This is a genomic window from Butyrivibrio sp. AE3006, from assembly GCF_000424165.1.
Taxonomy (GTDB): Bacteria; Bacillota; Clostridia; order Lachnospirales; family Lachnospiraceae; genus Butyrivibrio.
The window spans coordinates 325,133-341,089 of the sequence record NZ_AUJJ01000001.1 but is presented as its reverse complement, the minus strand read 5'-3'; the positions used below and the strand labels follow the sequence as shown (position 1 = coordinate 341,089).

At 41.1% G+C, this 15,957-nt stretch carries 11 protein-coding genes; all 11 read right to left on the bottom strand.

The features are described 5' to 3' along the window. Window positions 1-30: 30 nt before the first annotated feature. The 11 genes from G603_RS22725 to G603_RS0101205 all read right to left on the bottom strand — a co-directional run bounded on the left by G603_RS22725 (window position 31) and on the right by G603_RS0101205 (window position 15,855). Window positions 31-1,350, bottom strand: a complete 1,320-nt coding sequence (locus G603_RS22725; RefSeq protein WP_051207328.1) for a glycoside hydrolase family 25 protein — start codon at window positions 1,348-1,350, stop codon at window positions 31-33. After that, window positions 1,347-3,065 carry a CapA family protein gene (locus G603_RS18790; RefSeq protein ID WP_051207326.1) on the bottom strand — a complete coding sequence of 573 codons (1,719 nt, stop codon included), beginning with the start codon at window positions 3,063-3,065 and terminating at the stop codon, window positions 1,347-1,349. The genes G603_RS22725 and G603_RS18790 overlap by 4 nt, the downstream gene beginning before the upstream one ends. Beyond that, window positions 3,058-3,699: an RNA polymerase sigma factor gene (locus tag G603_RS0101245; protein WP_242834817.1), complete on the bottom strand. Its 642-nt coding sequence runs from the start codon at window positions 3,697-3,699 to the stop codon at window positions 3,058-3,060. The genes G603_RS18790 and G603_RS0101245 overlap by 8 nt, the downstream gene beginning before the upstream one ends. A 113-nt stretch (window positions 3,700-3,812) precedes the next feature. Continuing rightward, window positions 3,813-5,540 carry a vWA domain-containing protein gene (locus G603_RS0101240; RefSeq protein WP_026669067.1) on the bottom strand — a complete coding sequence of 576 codons (1,728 nt, stop codon included), beginning with the start codon at window positions 5,538-5,540 and terminating at the stop codon, window positions 3,813-3,815. A 139-nt stretch (window positions 5,541-5,679) separates the two neighbouring features. Then, window positions 5,680-8,133, bottom strand: a complete 2,454-nt coding sequence (locus G603_RS0101235) for an InlB B-repeat-containing protein (RefSeq protein WP_026669066.1) — start codon at window positions 8,131-8,133, stop codon at window positions 5,680-5,682. A gap of 66 nt (window positions 8,134-8,199) precedes the next feature. After that, the gene (locus G603_RS0101230; protein WP_035791536.1) at window positions 8,200-8,673 is read right to left on the bottom strand and encodes an NUDIX hydrolase; all 474 of its coding nucleotides are present in this window, start codon (window positions 8,671-8,673) and stop codon (window positions 8,200-8,202) included. A 65-nt stretch (window positions 8,674-8,738) separates the two neighbouring features. Beyond that, window positions 8,739-10,109: a sodium-dependent transporter gene (locus G603_RS0101225; RefSeq protein ID WP_026669064.1), complete on the bottom strand. Its 1,371-nt coding sequence runs from the start codon at window positions 10,107-10,109 to the stop codon at window positions 8,739-8,741. Window positions 10,110-10,304: 195 nt separating this feature from the next. Next, window positions 10,305-12,167, bottom strand: coding sequence for a leucine-rich repeat domain-containing protein (locus tag G603_RS0101220; protein ID WP_081669778.1), 1,863 nt, complete (start codon window positions 12,165-12,167; stop codon window positions 10,305-10,307). A gap of 24 nt (window positions 12,168-12,191) precedes the next feature. Next, the gene (locus G603_RS0101215) at window positions 12,192-13,667 is read right to left on the bottom strand and encodes a leucine-rich repeat domain-containing protein (RefSeq protein ID WP_026669062.1); all 1,476 of its coding nucleotides are present in this window, start codon (window positions 13,665-13,667) and stop codon (window positions 12,192-12,194) included. Window positions 13,668-13,861: 194 nt separating this feature from the next. Next, complete coding sequence (locus G603_RS0101210) at window positions 13,862-14,869, bottom strand: GTP-binding protein (RefSeq protein WP_026669061.1); 1,008 nt, start codon at window positions 14,867-14,869, stop codon at window positions 13,862-13,864. Next, window positions 14,869-15,855, bottom strand: a complete 987-nt coding sequence (locus tag G603_RS0101205) for a dipeptidase (RefSeq protein WP_026669060.1) — start codon at window positions 15,853-15,855, stop codon at window positions 14,869-14,871. Before G603_RS0101205 ends, G603_RS0101210 begins: the two co-directional genes overlap by 1 nt. Window positions 15,856-15,957: the final 102 nt, after the last annotated feature.

Here is a 15,957-nt window from a genome sequence, read left to right as displayed (position 1 = left end):
TTAAAAAGAATCTGCTCCATCTTTTTGTCTTTAATCCGCAGGAATAAGCTGGATATCAAGATCCACCATTCCGGATATACCGGGCACTTTTCCCGTATTTGAATATTGCCAGTAAGAGAAATAATAAGGTGTCTGAGGTTTCTCCTCGTAATCGGCATACCAAATGGGATAGTCCATAAGCTGGCTAAGATCAAGCTTGTAGGCTTCCCACAGCATATTGCAGTAGATCATGGGCTTATATCCCGCATCCTCGATCATCTTGCAAAATGCAAGGGTATTCTCAGTAAACTGCTCCGCTGATACATAATCAGTTCTTGCATTGGCATCAAGAACGCTCTCGGGATCATAAACAACAGGCAGATCGATGTCGTAGTCTTCTATGGCATCAAGCACCAGCTGCGCTTCCTCTTTGGCTTCGTCTGTATTTATAGCCTGTGAGAAAATGTAAACTCCCACATCAAGGCCTGCATCCTGGGCTGCTTCTATATACTGTCTGTAATTATTATCTTCCCTCAGATGTCCTTCTTCACCGTAGCCTCTGTAGCCAACTCTGATGATTACAAAATCAATCCCTGATTCCTTAACGGCATCAAAATCTATCTCGCCGTCGTGATGTGATACATCAATTCCAAGGCGGTATCTGTAGCTTTTATCACCTTCGTATTTGATGTATCTGCCGTTTTCTTTAAAACAGTCAAGGATATAGTCGTGCTTCCTGATATCAGGATTAATTTCCACCTGATACTGTTCCTGATAGGCATCAACAAATTCCAAAATCTCAGGTTCGTCTGTCCTTGCCTGAGCTCCCATAGCGATATCATCATCCTTTGGAGGCTTCTCACCTTCATTGCCATCGGAAGCTTCATTTGCATTATCATTTTGCACTGGTGCTTCAGCATTTAAAGTATCATCCTTGCTGGCATCAGCATCTGCCTTATCAGCTTCGCCATCAGACTCACCGGCTCCCGCAGCATCTGCATTTTCTTCATCAGTAGCAGTTTTGTCCTCTTCCGGCTCTTCTTCCTCTGTGACATCTTCATCCAAAGTAATGGGCTTTTCTATATCCTTTTTGGGAGTAACCACAAATGGATTCTGAATCTCAGGAGCTTCTCTTTGCTCCGCTGTTCCGTCCTTAATAACGCCCTGTGAATCACCCTTTATGATATCCTCTGTCTTGACCGCGAGGCTGTCTCTGATATCCTTTTCCTGCTCCTCTACTTCTACCTCTGCCACATCCTGAGTTTTTCTTTTTGCCTTTGTGTGTTCAAAAACACCAATCCCTATACCCAATATTATCAGTACAAGTATGAGACCGACATAAATTGTAAAAAGACTCTTTTTCACATTCATTTCCAGATGTCCCCCCATATCTCATTGCACAGATTAACAAGGTACTCTTTGGAGAATGCAGAATCCTGAGCTGTAATCTCATTACTTGCTGCCATATCTTCGGTGTAATCAGAAAGTGGATAAACCGTTACATTTTCAGGGCCGCTCTGAACATGGCATACAACTGCCTGAACTGAGTAATCGGATACAGCAATGTCGCCATTTTCATCCCTTGAAAGTGTTACACCCGCCATTCCACCAAGCATTCTGTTTGCTGTTCCATCTCCTGTTCCCGATGTCCAGTTAACAAAATTGCCAAGGGAGTAGTAAACAAGCATATCTCCGTCGCAGTGATTATTGGTGATTCCATCACTGTCATCTGTAATAAATTCTATAGGTTCTATTACATGAGGATGGGTTCCGAGAACGAGGTCAGCACCATTTTCTCTGAAAACATCCGTCCACTTCTTCTGGCTCTTATCTATTCCAAGGTTATACTCAGTTCCCCAATGAGGACATACAACTGTGAAATCTGCATTATCTTCAGCGTACTTAAGATCTGCTACAACCTTGCTCTCATCAAGGGTATCAACTATATGGGGCATATCGGAGGGAGCTGATATGCCGTTTGTTCCAAAGGTGTAATTCAAAATCGCAATCCTGATACCATTCTTTTCAATGATATCTATATCCTCATACTCATCCTCAGTTTCGTTTATTCCGACAACTGTTATCTCAGGATGATTTTCCTCCCAATAATTTGTGGTATTCAGGATTCCTTTTTTGCCCTTATCAAGTGCATGGTTTGTGGCATGACAGATTACATCAAAGCCCGCATTTACAAGAGCATCACCTATGGCATATGGAGCATTAAAAGCAGGATATCCGGAAACGCCAAGCTCCTCGCCGCCAATAATAACTTCCTGGTTAACCATAGCGATATCGGCTGCACTTATCTCGCCTTTAGTATGCTCGAAAATAAAGTCGAAGTTGTAGTCGCCATTTGAGTTTTTAGCTGCTTCCTCTACAGGTGTATGAAGGAGAATATCTCCCACCATGAGAAGAGTTACACTATCCTGGGAAATTGCAGCAGCTTCTTCCTCCGCATCTTCTATGACATAGGAGGCCTCGTCATTATTATCCGCTTTATCCTCACTGTCAAAGAGGTCTTTTACAGAATCAAGAGGTGACTTTTTGCCTGCATCCATAGGAGCTTCATTCATGGCATCGCCTGTCATGGCACCATTAACCTCTGACTCTGAAATATCAAAGGAAGGCTCGTATGTCGCACTGCTATCCTCAGTAGCTTCTGTTTCATAAGCTGCATCATCCGACAATTCAGCACTTTCCGTCTCGTATGTCGCCTCTTCTTCCCAGGCTGCAGTTTCTGTTTCCTCTGCGGTAGCTGCCTCCTGATATGTGGCTGACTCCATGGTGGATGTGTTCTTAAGTCCAACGGTCCTTATTACGCCGTAAGCGCCTGCTGCCACCAATGCAAATACTGCTGCCTTTGTGGCAAAGCCCGTAACAAACTTAAGGATCTTAGCAGCATCCGGCTTTTCCTTTTTATCGCCGCCGGAGTTCTTATCTCCTGCATCCTGCTCCGCCTGACTGCTATCCTTAAATATAGGTCCCTGATCTGCTGCCTTCGCCTGCTCTTCAATATTCTTAAGGATTCGGCTTCGCATCTCGTCTGAGACTTCGATGTGGTCCATGATTTCATTATACTTACTCAAAATCGTACGCCTCCTTCAGAATATTTTTCAGCTGCTGTCTGCCTCTGTTCAGGTCAGATCTGACAGTAGACTCGTTCCTTTTAAGAATCTTCGCTATATCTTTTGCCTGATACCCCTCCTCGTAAAAAAGATGAATTACTTCCCTATATTTGTCAGGGAGCTGTTTTACCGCATCCCAGATAAAGCCCAGGTCTTCCTTATTCTCAGCTACAAGCTCTTCTGAAAGCTCGTCTGCTTTTCTGATATTAATATAATCAATCTTATTTTTACTGAGATTGGCTGCTACTGTAAGGAGCCATGCCTTCTCGTGCTTTTCATTTTCAAATGCAGGTGTGGTTTTGATGTATCTGATGAGGGTTTCCTGAAGAATATCCTCAGCATCACTCATGTTGTGAAGATATGAATATGCCAGCCTCAGAATCGCATTGCCGTATTTATCAAGATATTTTCCGGCGTTCTGCGCTGCTTCCTCACTGCTAATGGTGTCGGTTTTGGTACTTTCAAAAGAGTCCTCTGCCATAAAAAGAATATGGCCTATCCTCTTTTTCAGATTAACTGCTGCCATTTTCAGTGTGTAGCTTGCGGCATCTATGATCTCAAATATGACATTTCTATGCAGTACGCATGTCCCCATGTTAAGTCTCCCCTAAGGAAAGGCAGCTTTTCCCCGTAGCTGCCCTTCCGTATAATTCCACTGCATAGTATACCATATTCTTTAATGTTATTCAGAGCTCCGCATATCATATATCAGGATCTTTTAGCCATCATTCTTACCAGCTGGTTGAACTCATCCCTGTACTCATCTCTTGTGGAGAGCTTCTTGTAGTTATCAAGGATGTCATCATAGGTTGCTGTTCCCTTGAACTCGCTGTCACCAAGGATCATTGCAAACTCTGCTACCATTCCGGCAAATCTGATGTTCTCGCTGCCTTCTGTGTCGTAAGCGCTGTCGTTTACTACGATAGAGAAAAGCTTGGACTTATCAGCATCGGGCTCCTTGTAGCGAACACTTACTGTTGCATACTCGTCGCTGAACTCTGTAGCACATGTATCAACATTCTGTTTTCCATTCTGGTACTTAAGCGAAATCTCACTCTTGCTGCCTACAGGGATGATCTCATAAAGAGCTACTACGCTGTGGCCTGCTCCGATCTCGCCGCCATCCTTTGTATCATCATTAAAATCAGCATCATCCATAAGTCTGTTTTCATAGCCGATAAGTCTATAAGCATTTACTCTTCCGGGATTGAACTCTACCTGGTACTTAACATCCTTTGCAATTGTTATAAGTGTTGATCCCATCTCATCTACAAGAACCTTTTTGCCCTCATAGAAGCTGTCGATGTAGGAATAGTTACCGTTACCGCAGTCAGCCAGCTTCTCAAGTCTGTCATCCTTATAATTGCCATCGCCAAAGCCAAGAACTGATAAGAAAACACCATCATCCTTTTTGCCTTCGATGAAACGCTCAAGTTCTGCAGGGCTTGAAATACCTACATTAAGGTCACCGTCTGTTGCAAGGATTACTCTGTTGATTCCATTCTCGATGTAGTTGTCTTTAGCGATCTCATAAGCCTTCTGAATACCTGCTTCACCATTTGTGCAGCCATCAGCTACAAGGCTGTCGATGGCCTTCTTGAGCTTTTTCTTATTGGACATGCTCTCACCTGAAAGAACCACCTTCTCGCAGCCTGAATAGGTTACGATTGAGATTGTTCCTTTGTCAGGAAGATTATCAACCAGTTCCTTGAAACTCTTCTGTAAAAGAGGAAGCTTGTTCTCATCGCTCATGGAGCCTGATACGTCAATAAGGAATACCAGGTTACTCATGGGTGCTTCTTCAAGGTCTATTTCTCTTGTTTTCATGCCCACAAACATAAGCTCATGATCTTCGTTCCAAGGACACTTTGAGATCTCGGTTGTGATACCGAACTTCTCGCCTGCTCCCGGGTTATTCAGATTATATGAAAAGTAGTTGATGAACTCCTCAGGTCTTACTGCCTGGGTATCTATCTCATTAAGTGTGTATCCGTCTTCTATCATTCTGCGGATATTGGTGTAGGATGCTGTATCAACATCTGCCGCAAAGGTTGAAAGAGGATTGGTTGCTACAAGGTTGTATCCGTTCTCTTCAGGCTTGTCATAGGATTCTGTGTTAGGCTCTGTGTAAAAATAATCAGGATAGCAGCCATAAACATCTGCGCATTCCTCGGCATCTTCGTAGACAAAGGTCTCCTCGTTATTGTTGCCAAAAATATTTTTGGAGCTGTTTACAGGTACATAGGAATCTGAAGGCTCTGCTTCTGTGCAGGCATATTCATCGACATTTCCATCATAGCTCTGTGTTGTTGTCTCAGAAGCTGTAGCCGGGCTCTCTGTAGCAGCGGTGTCAGATGCATTTCCGCAGCCATAAAGGCTTCCTGTCAAAACTGTTCCACATAAAATAACCGGTGCAAATCTCATTTTTCTACTCATAACTTTCTCCCTCCGTTTAGAGCTTTATTTTTGCTGTTCTACTCTATATACAGATGGGCATCGAAAAATGTTGCACCGGTTTTAAAATTTTTTTGATTTTTTGTTTTCTGCGAAAACACGCGGCTTTTAGGGCTTTTATTTATCCTTTCTTGAATTTGAAGGTGGCTTTTTTAGCTCCTGCCTTCTTAATAAGCTTAACTACTCTGTCGTAGGTCTTCTTATCCTTACAGATAACAGTGATCTTGGCTTTGCTGCTTATTCCGCTAAAGCTCTTTGAGCCTACGCTCTTTAAGTTATTGCCGTTAATAGTTATCTTCTTAAGGTTCTCACAACCACTAAAGGCACCTGCGCCGATCTTCTTAATGCTTGAACTGATCTTTACGGTCTTAAGATTCTTGCATTTTTTGTAGGCGTTCTTTTGAATCTCAGTTACCGCATAGCTCTCACCATCATAAGAGACATCACCTATTGTTACCGACTTAACCTTCTTATTGTTATTCTTGGTAACCTTGGCTGTGCCATCCTCTGAGAGCTTAAAATCGCTATCGCCAACTGTAAGCTTTCCTTCCGGGGGAAGCTCTGCAGCTTTATCCTCCTGCTGTCCCTTCTCCTGCAGCTCCTGATTACTCTGGTCACTGCTATGACTCTGATCATCTGACTTATTCTTATCATCTTCAGGTGCCGGCTGAGGCTGAGGTTCTGGCTGCGGCTGTGGTTCAGGCTGAGACTGTGGCTCAGGCTCCGGTTCAGGTTCGGGCTCAGGATCAGGAAGCTTAGTCCAGTGCGCATACAGGGTATGATCTGCAGTATTAGTCACTTTTGTTCTTGTCGTAACCTGGCTTCCTGCATCTGCCTGGGTGAACCATCCATCAAAGCTGTATCCTTCTCTTTCAGGAGCCTCCACGTTACTAAAGACATCACTGTACTTTGCATTATAGGTGACTGTGCCTTCAGAAATAACACCTCTTCCATCATTTGCATCAAACGAAACGTTATAGCTTGCAGCTGTCCACTTGGCATATAGATTATGTGAAACGTTGGATGTAACCTTGGTATCTGCTGTTACCTCGGTAGTATATTTATCATCAGTAAACCATCCGCCAAATTCATAGCCTGTTCTTGTAAGGCTTTCCGGAAGATTCTCGTATTTTCCGCCACGGGTTACTCTTATGGAGGAATCACCTGTAGCAGACTTTAAATATACGGTGTAAGTATTGTTGCCACTTCCCGATGTCCAATGTGCATAAACAGTAGCAGGTCCGGTAAATACAGTTGTTTCATCTACTACTGTGCCGCCCTCTGCTTTTGTATACCAGTTATCAAAGGAATAACCGCTAAGACGCATCGATGTGGGCATAATAACAAGCTTGCCCTCATAGGTCAGGGTTCTGTCGTATGGAATGTAATAATATGCTGAGTCATTTACCTTATCAAAGGTTATATCAAATACCTTCTTAGCATTTATGTAGCTGAATTCCGTTCCATTAGCCACAGGCGCCTTAAGATATCCAAGATAATCCTTGTGAGTAACGTGAGTGGTGGTCTTTGATTTAAATCCGGGAACTGAATGGTCATGGCTGTTAAAATCTGCTGTTGTGCAGTTAAAATAATCATGAGTCAGATAGAAATAATATGGATGATCCTGAAAAGATTCCGTATCATTCCATGTGGCATCTACTTCGTACAGATCACCCCAGATGTCAACCACGTTCCAGGCATGTCCGCCGCCGTTACCTAGTCCTGCTACGACGTAGGACTCAATTCCTGCTTTCTGCAAAAGAAGCTTAAATGCCTTGGCGTAGCCATCACAAACCGAAGCACCTTCCACCAGGGCTCCATAAGCAGTATGGCCATAGTGATAACCAAGGTTGTTATCGGATACATTGTGGTCGTACTCTACATTATTTAAAAGTGCATCATGAAGCGCAAGCTCCTTAGAAAAATCATCTCCGGTAGGATTAGCCTTGGCATATATTACGTCGCGGGCTGCCTTAAGCTCAGTCTCCATCTTGGTAACTTCAGCTCTTGAATATCTTTCTACTGTAAAATAAAGATAGTAATCGTACTTAACTACCTGCTGAGCACTGTTTCTTGTGGTGAGTTTACAAATGCTTGGTCTGAAAAGTGTTGCCTCAAGCTCTTCAGGGTGGTCATATTCCAGAGCCCTTGTAAAAGAAGTATAGTCATAGCTAAGAGCCTTCTCACCGCTATAAATAAGTCTTCCATACTCTTTTAGAATGGTTCCTGTCAACGTGCCATCAGGAACTGTATTCATGTTAGCTTTGGATGCCTCATAAAATGCCTTATAGCAAAGCTTATCATCTTCATTTAACTGATTATAATAATAGAAGTCATAAACATTGACCTTAGCATTAAATGTAGCAGGAGCAGGTGACACGGAAAACTCACCCTCATTAGAATCCTCCGTAACTACAATCTCAAGCTCTTTAGTAGCCTCTAATTTAAGCAGGTCCCCTGTTGGATTTGTAACACTTAATTCCTCCGCATCAGCGCTTAATTTCGCCGCGGGAGAAATCACAAGTCCCAGGGAAAAAGCCAGAGAAAATAATAAACCTTTAACACATTTCTTCATTAAAAAAATTCCTCAAAAATAAAAATCACTCTCTTAATAAATCACATATTTATCCACAATATACAATTATACATTAATATTTGATTCGCCGTCAAGCTCGGCTCCCGTCAGCTTATCACCGTCGTAAGTCAGCTTAAGAGAAAAGAAAGGCTGATCAGGGTCACTGATAAGCTTTAAAAATATCAGATCGCCTTCCCAGAGATTCAGCTTACGTACATCCTCCATTGGAACCCAATCAAGAGTACCCTCATCGCAATCCTTTAATGTGCCCTCAAAATCATCCGATGTAAAAAGGCACATATACTCTGTGATATCTCCTGCACAGAAGGTCACAATCGCTCTAAACCTTGCTGATCTGAGAGTCAGTCCCGTCTCTTCAAGGACTTCTCTTTTTACGCAGTCATCAGGGCTCTCACCCTTTTCAAGATGACCTCCCGGGGCTATCCACTTGCCCACATTTATATCGTTCTTTTTCTTAACACGATGAAGCATTAAATATTTTCCTTCATGCTCGATGTAACAAAGAGTTGTGATTTCCATTTTGATCTCCTATAAAAAACGCCACAGACAGTTTAACTATACTATCTGTGGCAACAATAAACAAATCAAAAACTTATAAGTCCAAGAACAGATGCAACTGAACTGAACAGAATAATTATTACGAAGAGTGGACAAAGGTATTTGATCATAAATCCAAATATCGCTCTGCGTCTGAAGGGATGTCCATTCTGCATAACCTCTTCATCAATCTTACTAAGTCCCATGTGATAAACAACCAGAATACAGGTCGCAAATGCTGCAATAGGCATCATCACAGAGTTTGTAAGGAAATCAAAGAAATCAAGGAACTGCATACCAAATATAGTCACATTAGCAAGAGGACCGTTTCCAAGTGATGAAAGACTTCCAAGTATGATCATGACAACTGCCATTACAACTGTGCCCTTTCTTCTGCTCCATCCAAACTCATCGGAAAAAGTAGAAACGCAGCTCTCTGTAAGAGCGATGGCACTTGTTACAGCTGCAAAAAGTACAAGGGCAAAGAAAAGAACTCCTATATATTTTCCAAAGCCCATGCTTGCAAAAATCTTAGGCATGGTAATGAACATAAGTGAAGGGCCTGCCTTAAGTGTCTCCGGATCGCCACCTGAAAAAGCAAATACAGCAGGGATGATCATAAGGCTGGCAAGTATAGCGATGGCAGTATCGAAGAATTCCACCTGTCTTGTTGAGTCCTCAATGCTTACCTCATCTTTTACATAAGAACCAAAGGTAATAAGGATACCCATGGCAATTGAAAGTGAGTAAAACATCTGTCCCATGGCAGAAACCACTGTCATCCATGAGAAGTTCTGCATGTTAGGTACAAGCATGTACTTAACGCCTTCAAGAGCTCCGGGACGTGTAACGGAATACACGCAGATAACAATTGCCAATACCACAAGTATAGGCATCATGAATTTTGATACTCTCTCAATACCGTTTCTAACACCCATGAAAATAACTATTAGAACCATGAGCATGAAAACAATAAACCAAATCTCAGCTTCTGCACCGTTTGAGATAAAGTCCACAAAAAATGTGTCAGTAGCAATGTCCTTCGCTTCACTTCTGAAGTACTCAAATAAGTATTTGCAAACCCACCCGCCGATAACCGAGTAGTAAGGTACGATCAGCATAGGGATTATAGCATTCATCCATCCGCCAAGTCGCATTGCATTAGTTCCGCCAAGGGATCTGAATGCACTTACAGGACTCTTTTTCGTAGTGCGTCCTATGGCTGTCTCAGCGATGATCATTGTGTAACCAAAAGTAAGTGCAAGAACTATATATACGAGAAGGAAAATTCCTCCGCCATATTTTGCACAAAGATAAGGGAATCTCCAAATATTTCCCAAACCTACAGATGCTCCCGCAGCAGCGAGCACAAAACCAATTTTTCCTGAAAATGAGCTGCGATGTTCGTGTTCCAAAATCAAATGTCCTCCTGTCAAAAACAATATCGGATAACATTATATCAGATAGCGTTTCTTTTTCATAGAAAAATATAGTTTAGTATATATTTCAAAGAAAAAGAGGGCTTCGCTCATTATCTAAAGCAAATACCCTCTCTTTTTATCACTTAGTTTCTATTGTCACGAGAATATACTAAGCATTTTAATTGTCTTTAATTACTTGGTAATCTTTGAACCATTGTCTCTCTTACCCTTTAAGAGCTTGGTGTAAGAAGAAAGCACTTTCTTCGGAGCCTTGAAGGATGCACCCTTCTTAATCTTCTTAAATGCCTTGGAACCAACCTTCTTTACCTTGTTGCCTTTGAAGGTAACCTTCTTAAGCTTGGAGCAGTTATAGAATGCTTTTTTGCCAATCTTAGTCACATTCTTACCTATTGCAGCCTTGGTAAGACTCTTGCAGCCCGAAAATGCATTATCGCCAATCTCAGTTATGCTGCTGCCTATTGTAAGGCTCTTTATAGCACTTCCCTTAAAGGCGTTATTTGCTATCTTTGTAACAGCGTAGCTCTTACCACCGATAGTAACATTAGCAGGGATACTGAAGTTACCTGTTGCAGTACTTGCTCTCGAAAGAGTTGCATTTTCTCCATCAATCTTATAAGTTGCGTTGTTTAATGTAACCTCTGTCTCTGCTACAGGATCCTCAACCTTTTGGGTTTCTTCCTGCTTCTTAGCAGATTCTTCCTGTTTGTTCTGCTCTGAAGTTTCTGAAGCCTGCTTCTTAAACTTGAATTTAAGAGGAGTGTAATATCCGTCACCATCATTTTCAGCAAATTTTTTTGCTTTTTCATTCAGTTCAAGAGCAAATTCATCTCCACAATCACAGGTATCAAGCTGACTGATTATAAGTTTATTATTCTTAATCGCAACTGCGATATCATACTTATCATCGTTTGAATTTAAATTGTAGAATACCAAATTGCCTTCAGAAACTTTCTGATCTGAAAAGGAAATCTGCTCAGGTAAACCATAATTTCCCCTATCTGATGCTAATACGAGCGTATCATACAGAAACAATGCATAAGCGTACTGTGTGTCGTTATTAAGATTAAATAAAAAATCACCTTTATTAAAATCGATTGATAATTCACCCATGTTATATGATGACAGTTCATACATATATATGTATACTGTGCTATAATACTCGCTTCCAGCCTCATCTAAAGCTTGCTTTTCGTCCCCTGTCAATTCCAAAGTCCAACCAGTTGAATCAGTAAGGGCATAAAGTTCACTGAATACATAGTAATTATCGTACTTTGTTACAGTAAAATCATACTTATTATCCCTATCCATATCGAAAGACATCTCTACAACCTGACTGCCGGAAGAAGTATATTTTTTAACTTGTGAGCCTATCCTGCCTGCATCGGCTGCGGCATTTAAGGCATTTACAATTCTCTCTGCGATTACTTTTTCCTCATCGCTTTTATACTCTACATCACCCACAGTTAAGTCTAAAGTACACTCGCCCTGATCCTTGGATTTTGCAAGTTTATAACTATAGTTGAAGCTTTCACCATTATTTACACCGATGGGCGACATGGGTAAAGTTATACAATCTTCTCCCTCTCGTGGAATTATGGTTATATTAACCCACGGCATTTTATTTTTTCCATTATCCGTAAAAGCACTCACCGTAACCTTACAGCTATAGGCTTTACCACTCTGAAAAACTCTTGTTGGCGCCATCTGCTTGTTTTCGTTATATGTAGCACCTTCATAAAACCTGAATTCAAAATCCACAACATATGTAAATTTTCCAGACTTTTTCGCACATCTGGCTTCAATCCTGTCATTATAAGGTGTATATGTTACAGTAGTATCAGTGGTGCCCTTTACCACCCTCTCTACATAGGACTGAGGCATTTCCCCGCTCTTGAATTTATAAAGAGACATTGTAATTTCATTTCTATTTGCATCTATAACCACCCCATCATCTGCTGCATATGCCCTGATTCCCACAGTGCAAAATAGCAGCATAAACACTAATGACAAATACAACGACAATTTTCTTAACATAACCCTTCCTCCTAACTAATTCACTTAATTAATTTTGGAACCTGAATCCCTCTTACCCTTCAAAAGCTTGGTGTAAGAAGAAAGCACTTTCTTCGGAACCTTGAATGATGCCCCTTTCTTTATCTTCTTGAAGGCCTTGGAACCAACCTTCTTTACCTTGTTGCCTTTGAAGGTAACCTTCTTAAGCTTAGAGCAGTTATAGAATGCTTTTTTGCCAATCTTAGTCACATTCTTACCTATTGTAGCCTTGGTAAGACTCTTGCAGCCCGAAAATGCATTATCGCCAATCTCAGTTATGCTGCTGCCTATTGTAATACTCTTGATTGCACTTCCCTTGAAGGCATTATTTGCTATCTTTGTAACAGCGTAGCTCTTACCACCGATAGTAACATTTGCAGGAACACTGAAATTCCCTGCTGCAGTGGTTGCTGCTGTAACAGTAGCATTTTCACCATCAATCTTGTAGGTTGCATTGTTTATGGTAACTTCTGTTTCAGCTACAGGCTCTTCAACTTTCTTCTGTTCTTCCTGCTTATTGGGCGTTTCAACGGGTTCATCTGCAGGTTTTTCTTCAGGTTTTTCAACGCTTAAAACAAAGGTCAAAGGATTAAAATACTGCATTCCTTTATTGTCATAGTCTTTTGCTGCATGACTGTTTATCTTAAGTTCTACACTGCCTTTGCAACTACAGGTATCAAGTTTTTTAAATTCAAGACCTATACTCTTCCTGGTAATGCCGACGTCATATTTTCCATCATTATTTAAATCAACCTTTATAGGCAGACTGTTCTTTATATCTGTGGTTTCTTTATCAAATCGGATCTTATCAACATTATTAAGTGTATTAACAACACGTTCTCCTTCTATAGGTGCAAAATGATCGGAGCTGATGAAGGTAAAGTTTTCTTCGCTGAGATCCATAGTGTAAGCCCCTTCACACATTGGTGATCTTGTGTTATCAGGAACAGTGAAGGTAAAATAGAAGAATATTTGATAATTCTCATTTTCATATATTTCCTTGGCATCAAAAACAAGGAATCTGTTATCCTGATCACAGAACTTAAGTGTACAATGATCCCATATTTCAGAGTCTCCAACCGGGTAGCCCCATTCATCTAATTTACGTGTCTGAGCAATAATTTGGATTCTGCCGGTATAAGTCTGACCTGCTTGAAGCGTATCTATTTTATTTCCATTTTCTCCATAAAAATATTCTGTGTCTTTTCCCACACTAAGATCTAAATAAACTGTACATGTCCCTTCCAGTCCATTTTCCTTATAATCCACTTTAATAGATTTGCCCAGTTCAGTATTACCGGCAATCAGATCGTTTATTCGCATACCTTCCTGAGGCTTAAGTAGTGGCAAAGTCACAACCTTATTAACAAAATCCACCTTAAGCTTATCTCCTTCTGCGGCGTGAGTGGTAACAGAAACTGTCGCGAATAACATAAAGAACGATAACAAGAACATTAGTGAAAACTTTTTCAAACCAGACATATTATAATACCCCCTTTTCCAATATGAATTATAGCCGAAAAAGAAGGGCAAAAAGACACGAATTATGAACAGATTCGTGCATAATCCGTACTTGACAAGATCTATTTTTCATGATTTTTTATATATCTAATTATCAATATGTATTTTGAGTTGAAAATTTGCCTATAAAACACATTATTTATTTATAATTTTAGTCAAAGTGACACCTGAGAACAATAGTCCTTAAAAATATCATTTATGTAGGCTTTATTCAGTCCTTCTCCTATGATAATAAGAACATTTTTGCTGCTGACAATGGGTGTAATGCTAAGCTCTTTTTCAGTGGCATTAAGCTCTGCCTGAGAGTTCTCACCGGTTTTTACAAAGCCCTTTATTCTGATTACGTGTCCTGCCTTTTCATCCTTAAACAGAGATGTAGCTGTTTCTCTAAGCTTATCCTCAGGCATCGCCACATCAAAATAAAACAGAGGATTATACTGCTCATCTTCTATAGGAAGCTTTACATAGGAGGCGTGTCTGTATCCGGCTTTTTCTATGTTTTCAAAATCAGAATCTGTCAGGTCAGAAAAGCTTTTAGCAATGAAGTGTTTTTCCGGCGAAAACCAAAATTCGTCCTTATCGCCTATAGACTCATTAGCAGGAGCTTTGGATTTACCGGAGCATCCAAGTCCAAACTCAGCCATGATCTCATTTATTTTGCCCATGACATTTTGGGCATCAGTATCCTGTGAAAGCTTACTGAGAACTATTTTCCCTGCGCTGGCGATCTCAGACATGAACAGATATCTTGATACACCAGAAAGCTCGCTTACACTCTTAGCATCCACGATAGAGATAACGTTGCCAATCTCATACCATCTATCAAGGGGTTCATCGTAGAGTACGTCAAAGAATTCATCCACGTCATAGATTCCCGAAGGCTCGATTATCACTCTGTCGTAGCCGCTCATACCCATGGAGATTAGCTTGGTTCTAAAGCGCCTTCTGTGAGCCTCTTTTCCATCGCCGCCCACTATCATCTCCAGATTGCAGTTATCTCCATAAAGGTCCTGAAGCAGCACCATATCTACATTCACTGCGCCGTAGTCATTTTCTATGATGCAGATTTTCTCACCCTTATTAAGAATATACCTGGCATATTCCCTTATGAAAGTAGTTTTCCCTGATCCGAGAAAACCTGTTACCAAATCTATTTTTACCATCAGATGCTCTCCAGTACTCTCATTACATTTTCGCTAGCAAACTTATCAAGAACTGAGGAAGACAGCCCCTTCTTTGAAAGAATATCAAATAAAAGCTCCATTTCCTCAGGATGCTTTATCTCGATGTCGCCGTGTATCCCGTCAAAATCCGTTCCAAGAGCTATGATATCTTCACCGCCTATCTTGTACATATGAAGCACGTGAGATGCGATAAATTCAGCTCTGGACTTGGGATCCTCATCTCCTATATTTACAAACTCCGGTGCAAAATTAACTCCTGCTACGCCTCCCTTTGAGGCTATGATTTTTATCATTTCATCAGTCAGATTTCTTTGATGGTCTGTCAGCACTCTGCAGCTCGAGTGAGATGCTATAAAGGGCTTTTTGCAGGTCTTTGCAACGTCAAAGAATCCGCCGTCCGATAAATGTGATACGTCCACAAGAATGCCAAGTCTGTTCATCTCTTCCACTGCTTCAAAGCCAAAGGTTTTAAGCCCCTTTTCCATAATGCTCTTATCTGCAGAGTTGGGATATCCAAGACAGTTCTCACCGTTCCAGGTAAGTCCGATGGCACGAACGCCGTCGTCATAGACACTTCTTAGCTTATCAAGACTTCCGTTTAAAAATCTTCCATCCTCCAGGGTAAGCATGGCTGATGCTTTGCCTGCTGCCTTGTTTTTCCTGACATCATCTGCACTTAATGCAATCGCTATTGAATCTGAATGCTTCTCTACCTGTGAATAGAGAATGCTTTTAAGCTCGCTGTAATACTCATCATCAGAGGGAATCTCTCTGGTAAATCCCGCCTGCTTTTTAGTCTCCTCATCAAGCTCCGGTATAAAAAACACAGCAAAAAATTGCAGCAGCTGACCTGCCTTGATCATATTTGAAATGCTCTGCATTCCCTGACCCTCAAAGAGCCTCTCCTCCCCTTCAAAAAAGGCTTTCATCAAAGTATCGCAGTGCATATCCGCATACGCTCTCATACGCTCCTCCATCTGGTTATATTAAATTAGTTTGATTTGGTTATGTTTATAATACCAATTTTGGAATATATTATTACCTAACCTACACAACTTCTATAATAC

Bases quoted from the DNA above. Each gene is read 5' to 3' on its own strand.
- G603_RS22725 (WP_051207328.1), bottom strand. From the start codon at position 1,350: ATGAATGTGAAAAAGAGTCTTTTTACAATTTATGTCGGTCTCATACTT.
- G603_RS0101245 (WP_242834817.1), bottom strand. From the start codon at position 3,699: ATGGGGACATGCGTACTGCATAGAAATGTCATATTTGAGATCATAGAT.
- G603_RS0101240 (WP_026669067.1), bottom strand. From the start codon at position 5,540: ATGAGTAGAAAAATGAGATTTGCACCGGTTATTTTATGTGGAACAGTT.
- G603_RS0101235 (WP_026669066.1), bottom strand. From the start codon at position 8,133: ATGAAGAAATGTGTTAAAGGTTTATTATTTTCTCTGGCTTTTTCCCTG.
- G603_RS0101230 (WP_035791536.1), bottom strand. From the start codon at position 8,673: ATGGAAATCACAACTCTTTGTTACATCGAGCATGAAGGAAAATATTTA.
- G603_RS0101220 (WP_081669778.1), bottom strand. From the start codon at position 12,167: ATGTTAAGAAAATTGTCGTTGTATTTGTCATTAGTGTTTATGCTGCTA.
- G603_RS0101215 (WP_026669062.1), bottom strand. From the start codon at position 13,667: ATGTCTGGTTTGAAAAAGTTTTCACTAATGTTCTTGTTATCGTTCTTT.
- G603_RS0101210 (WP_026669061.1), bottom strand. From the start codon at position 14,869: ATGGTAAAAATAGATTTGGTAACAGGTTTTCTCGGATCAGGGAAAACT.
- G603_RS0101205 (WP_026669060.1), bottom strand. From the start codon at position 15,855: ATGAGAGCGTATGCGGATATGCACTGCGATACTTTGATGAAAGCCTTT.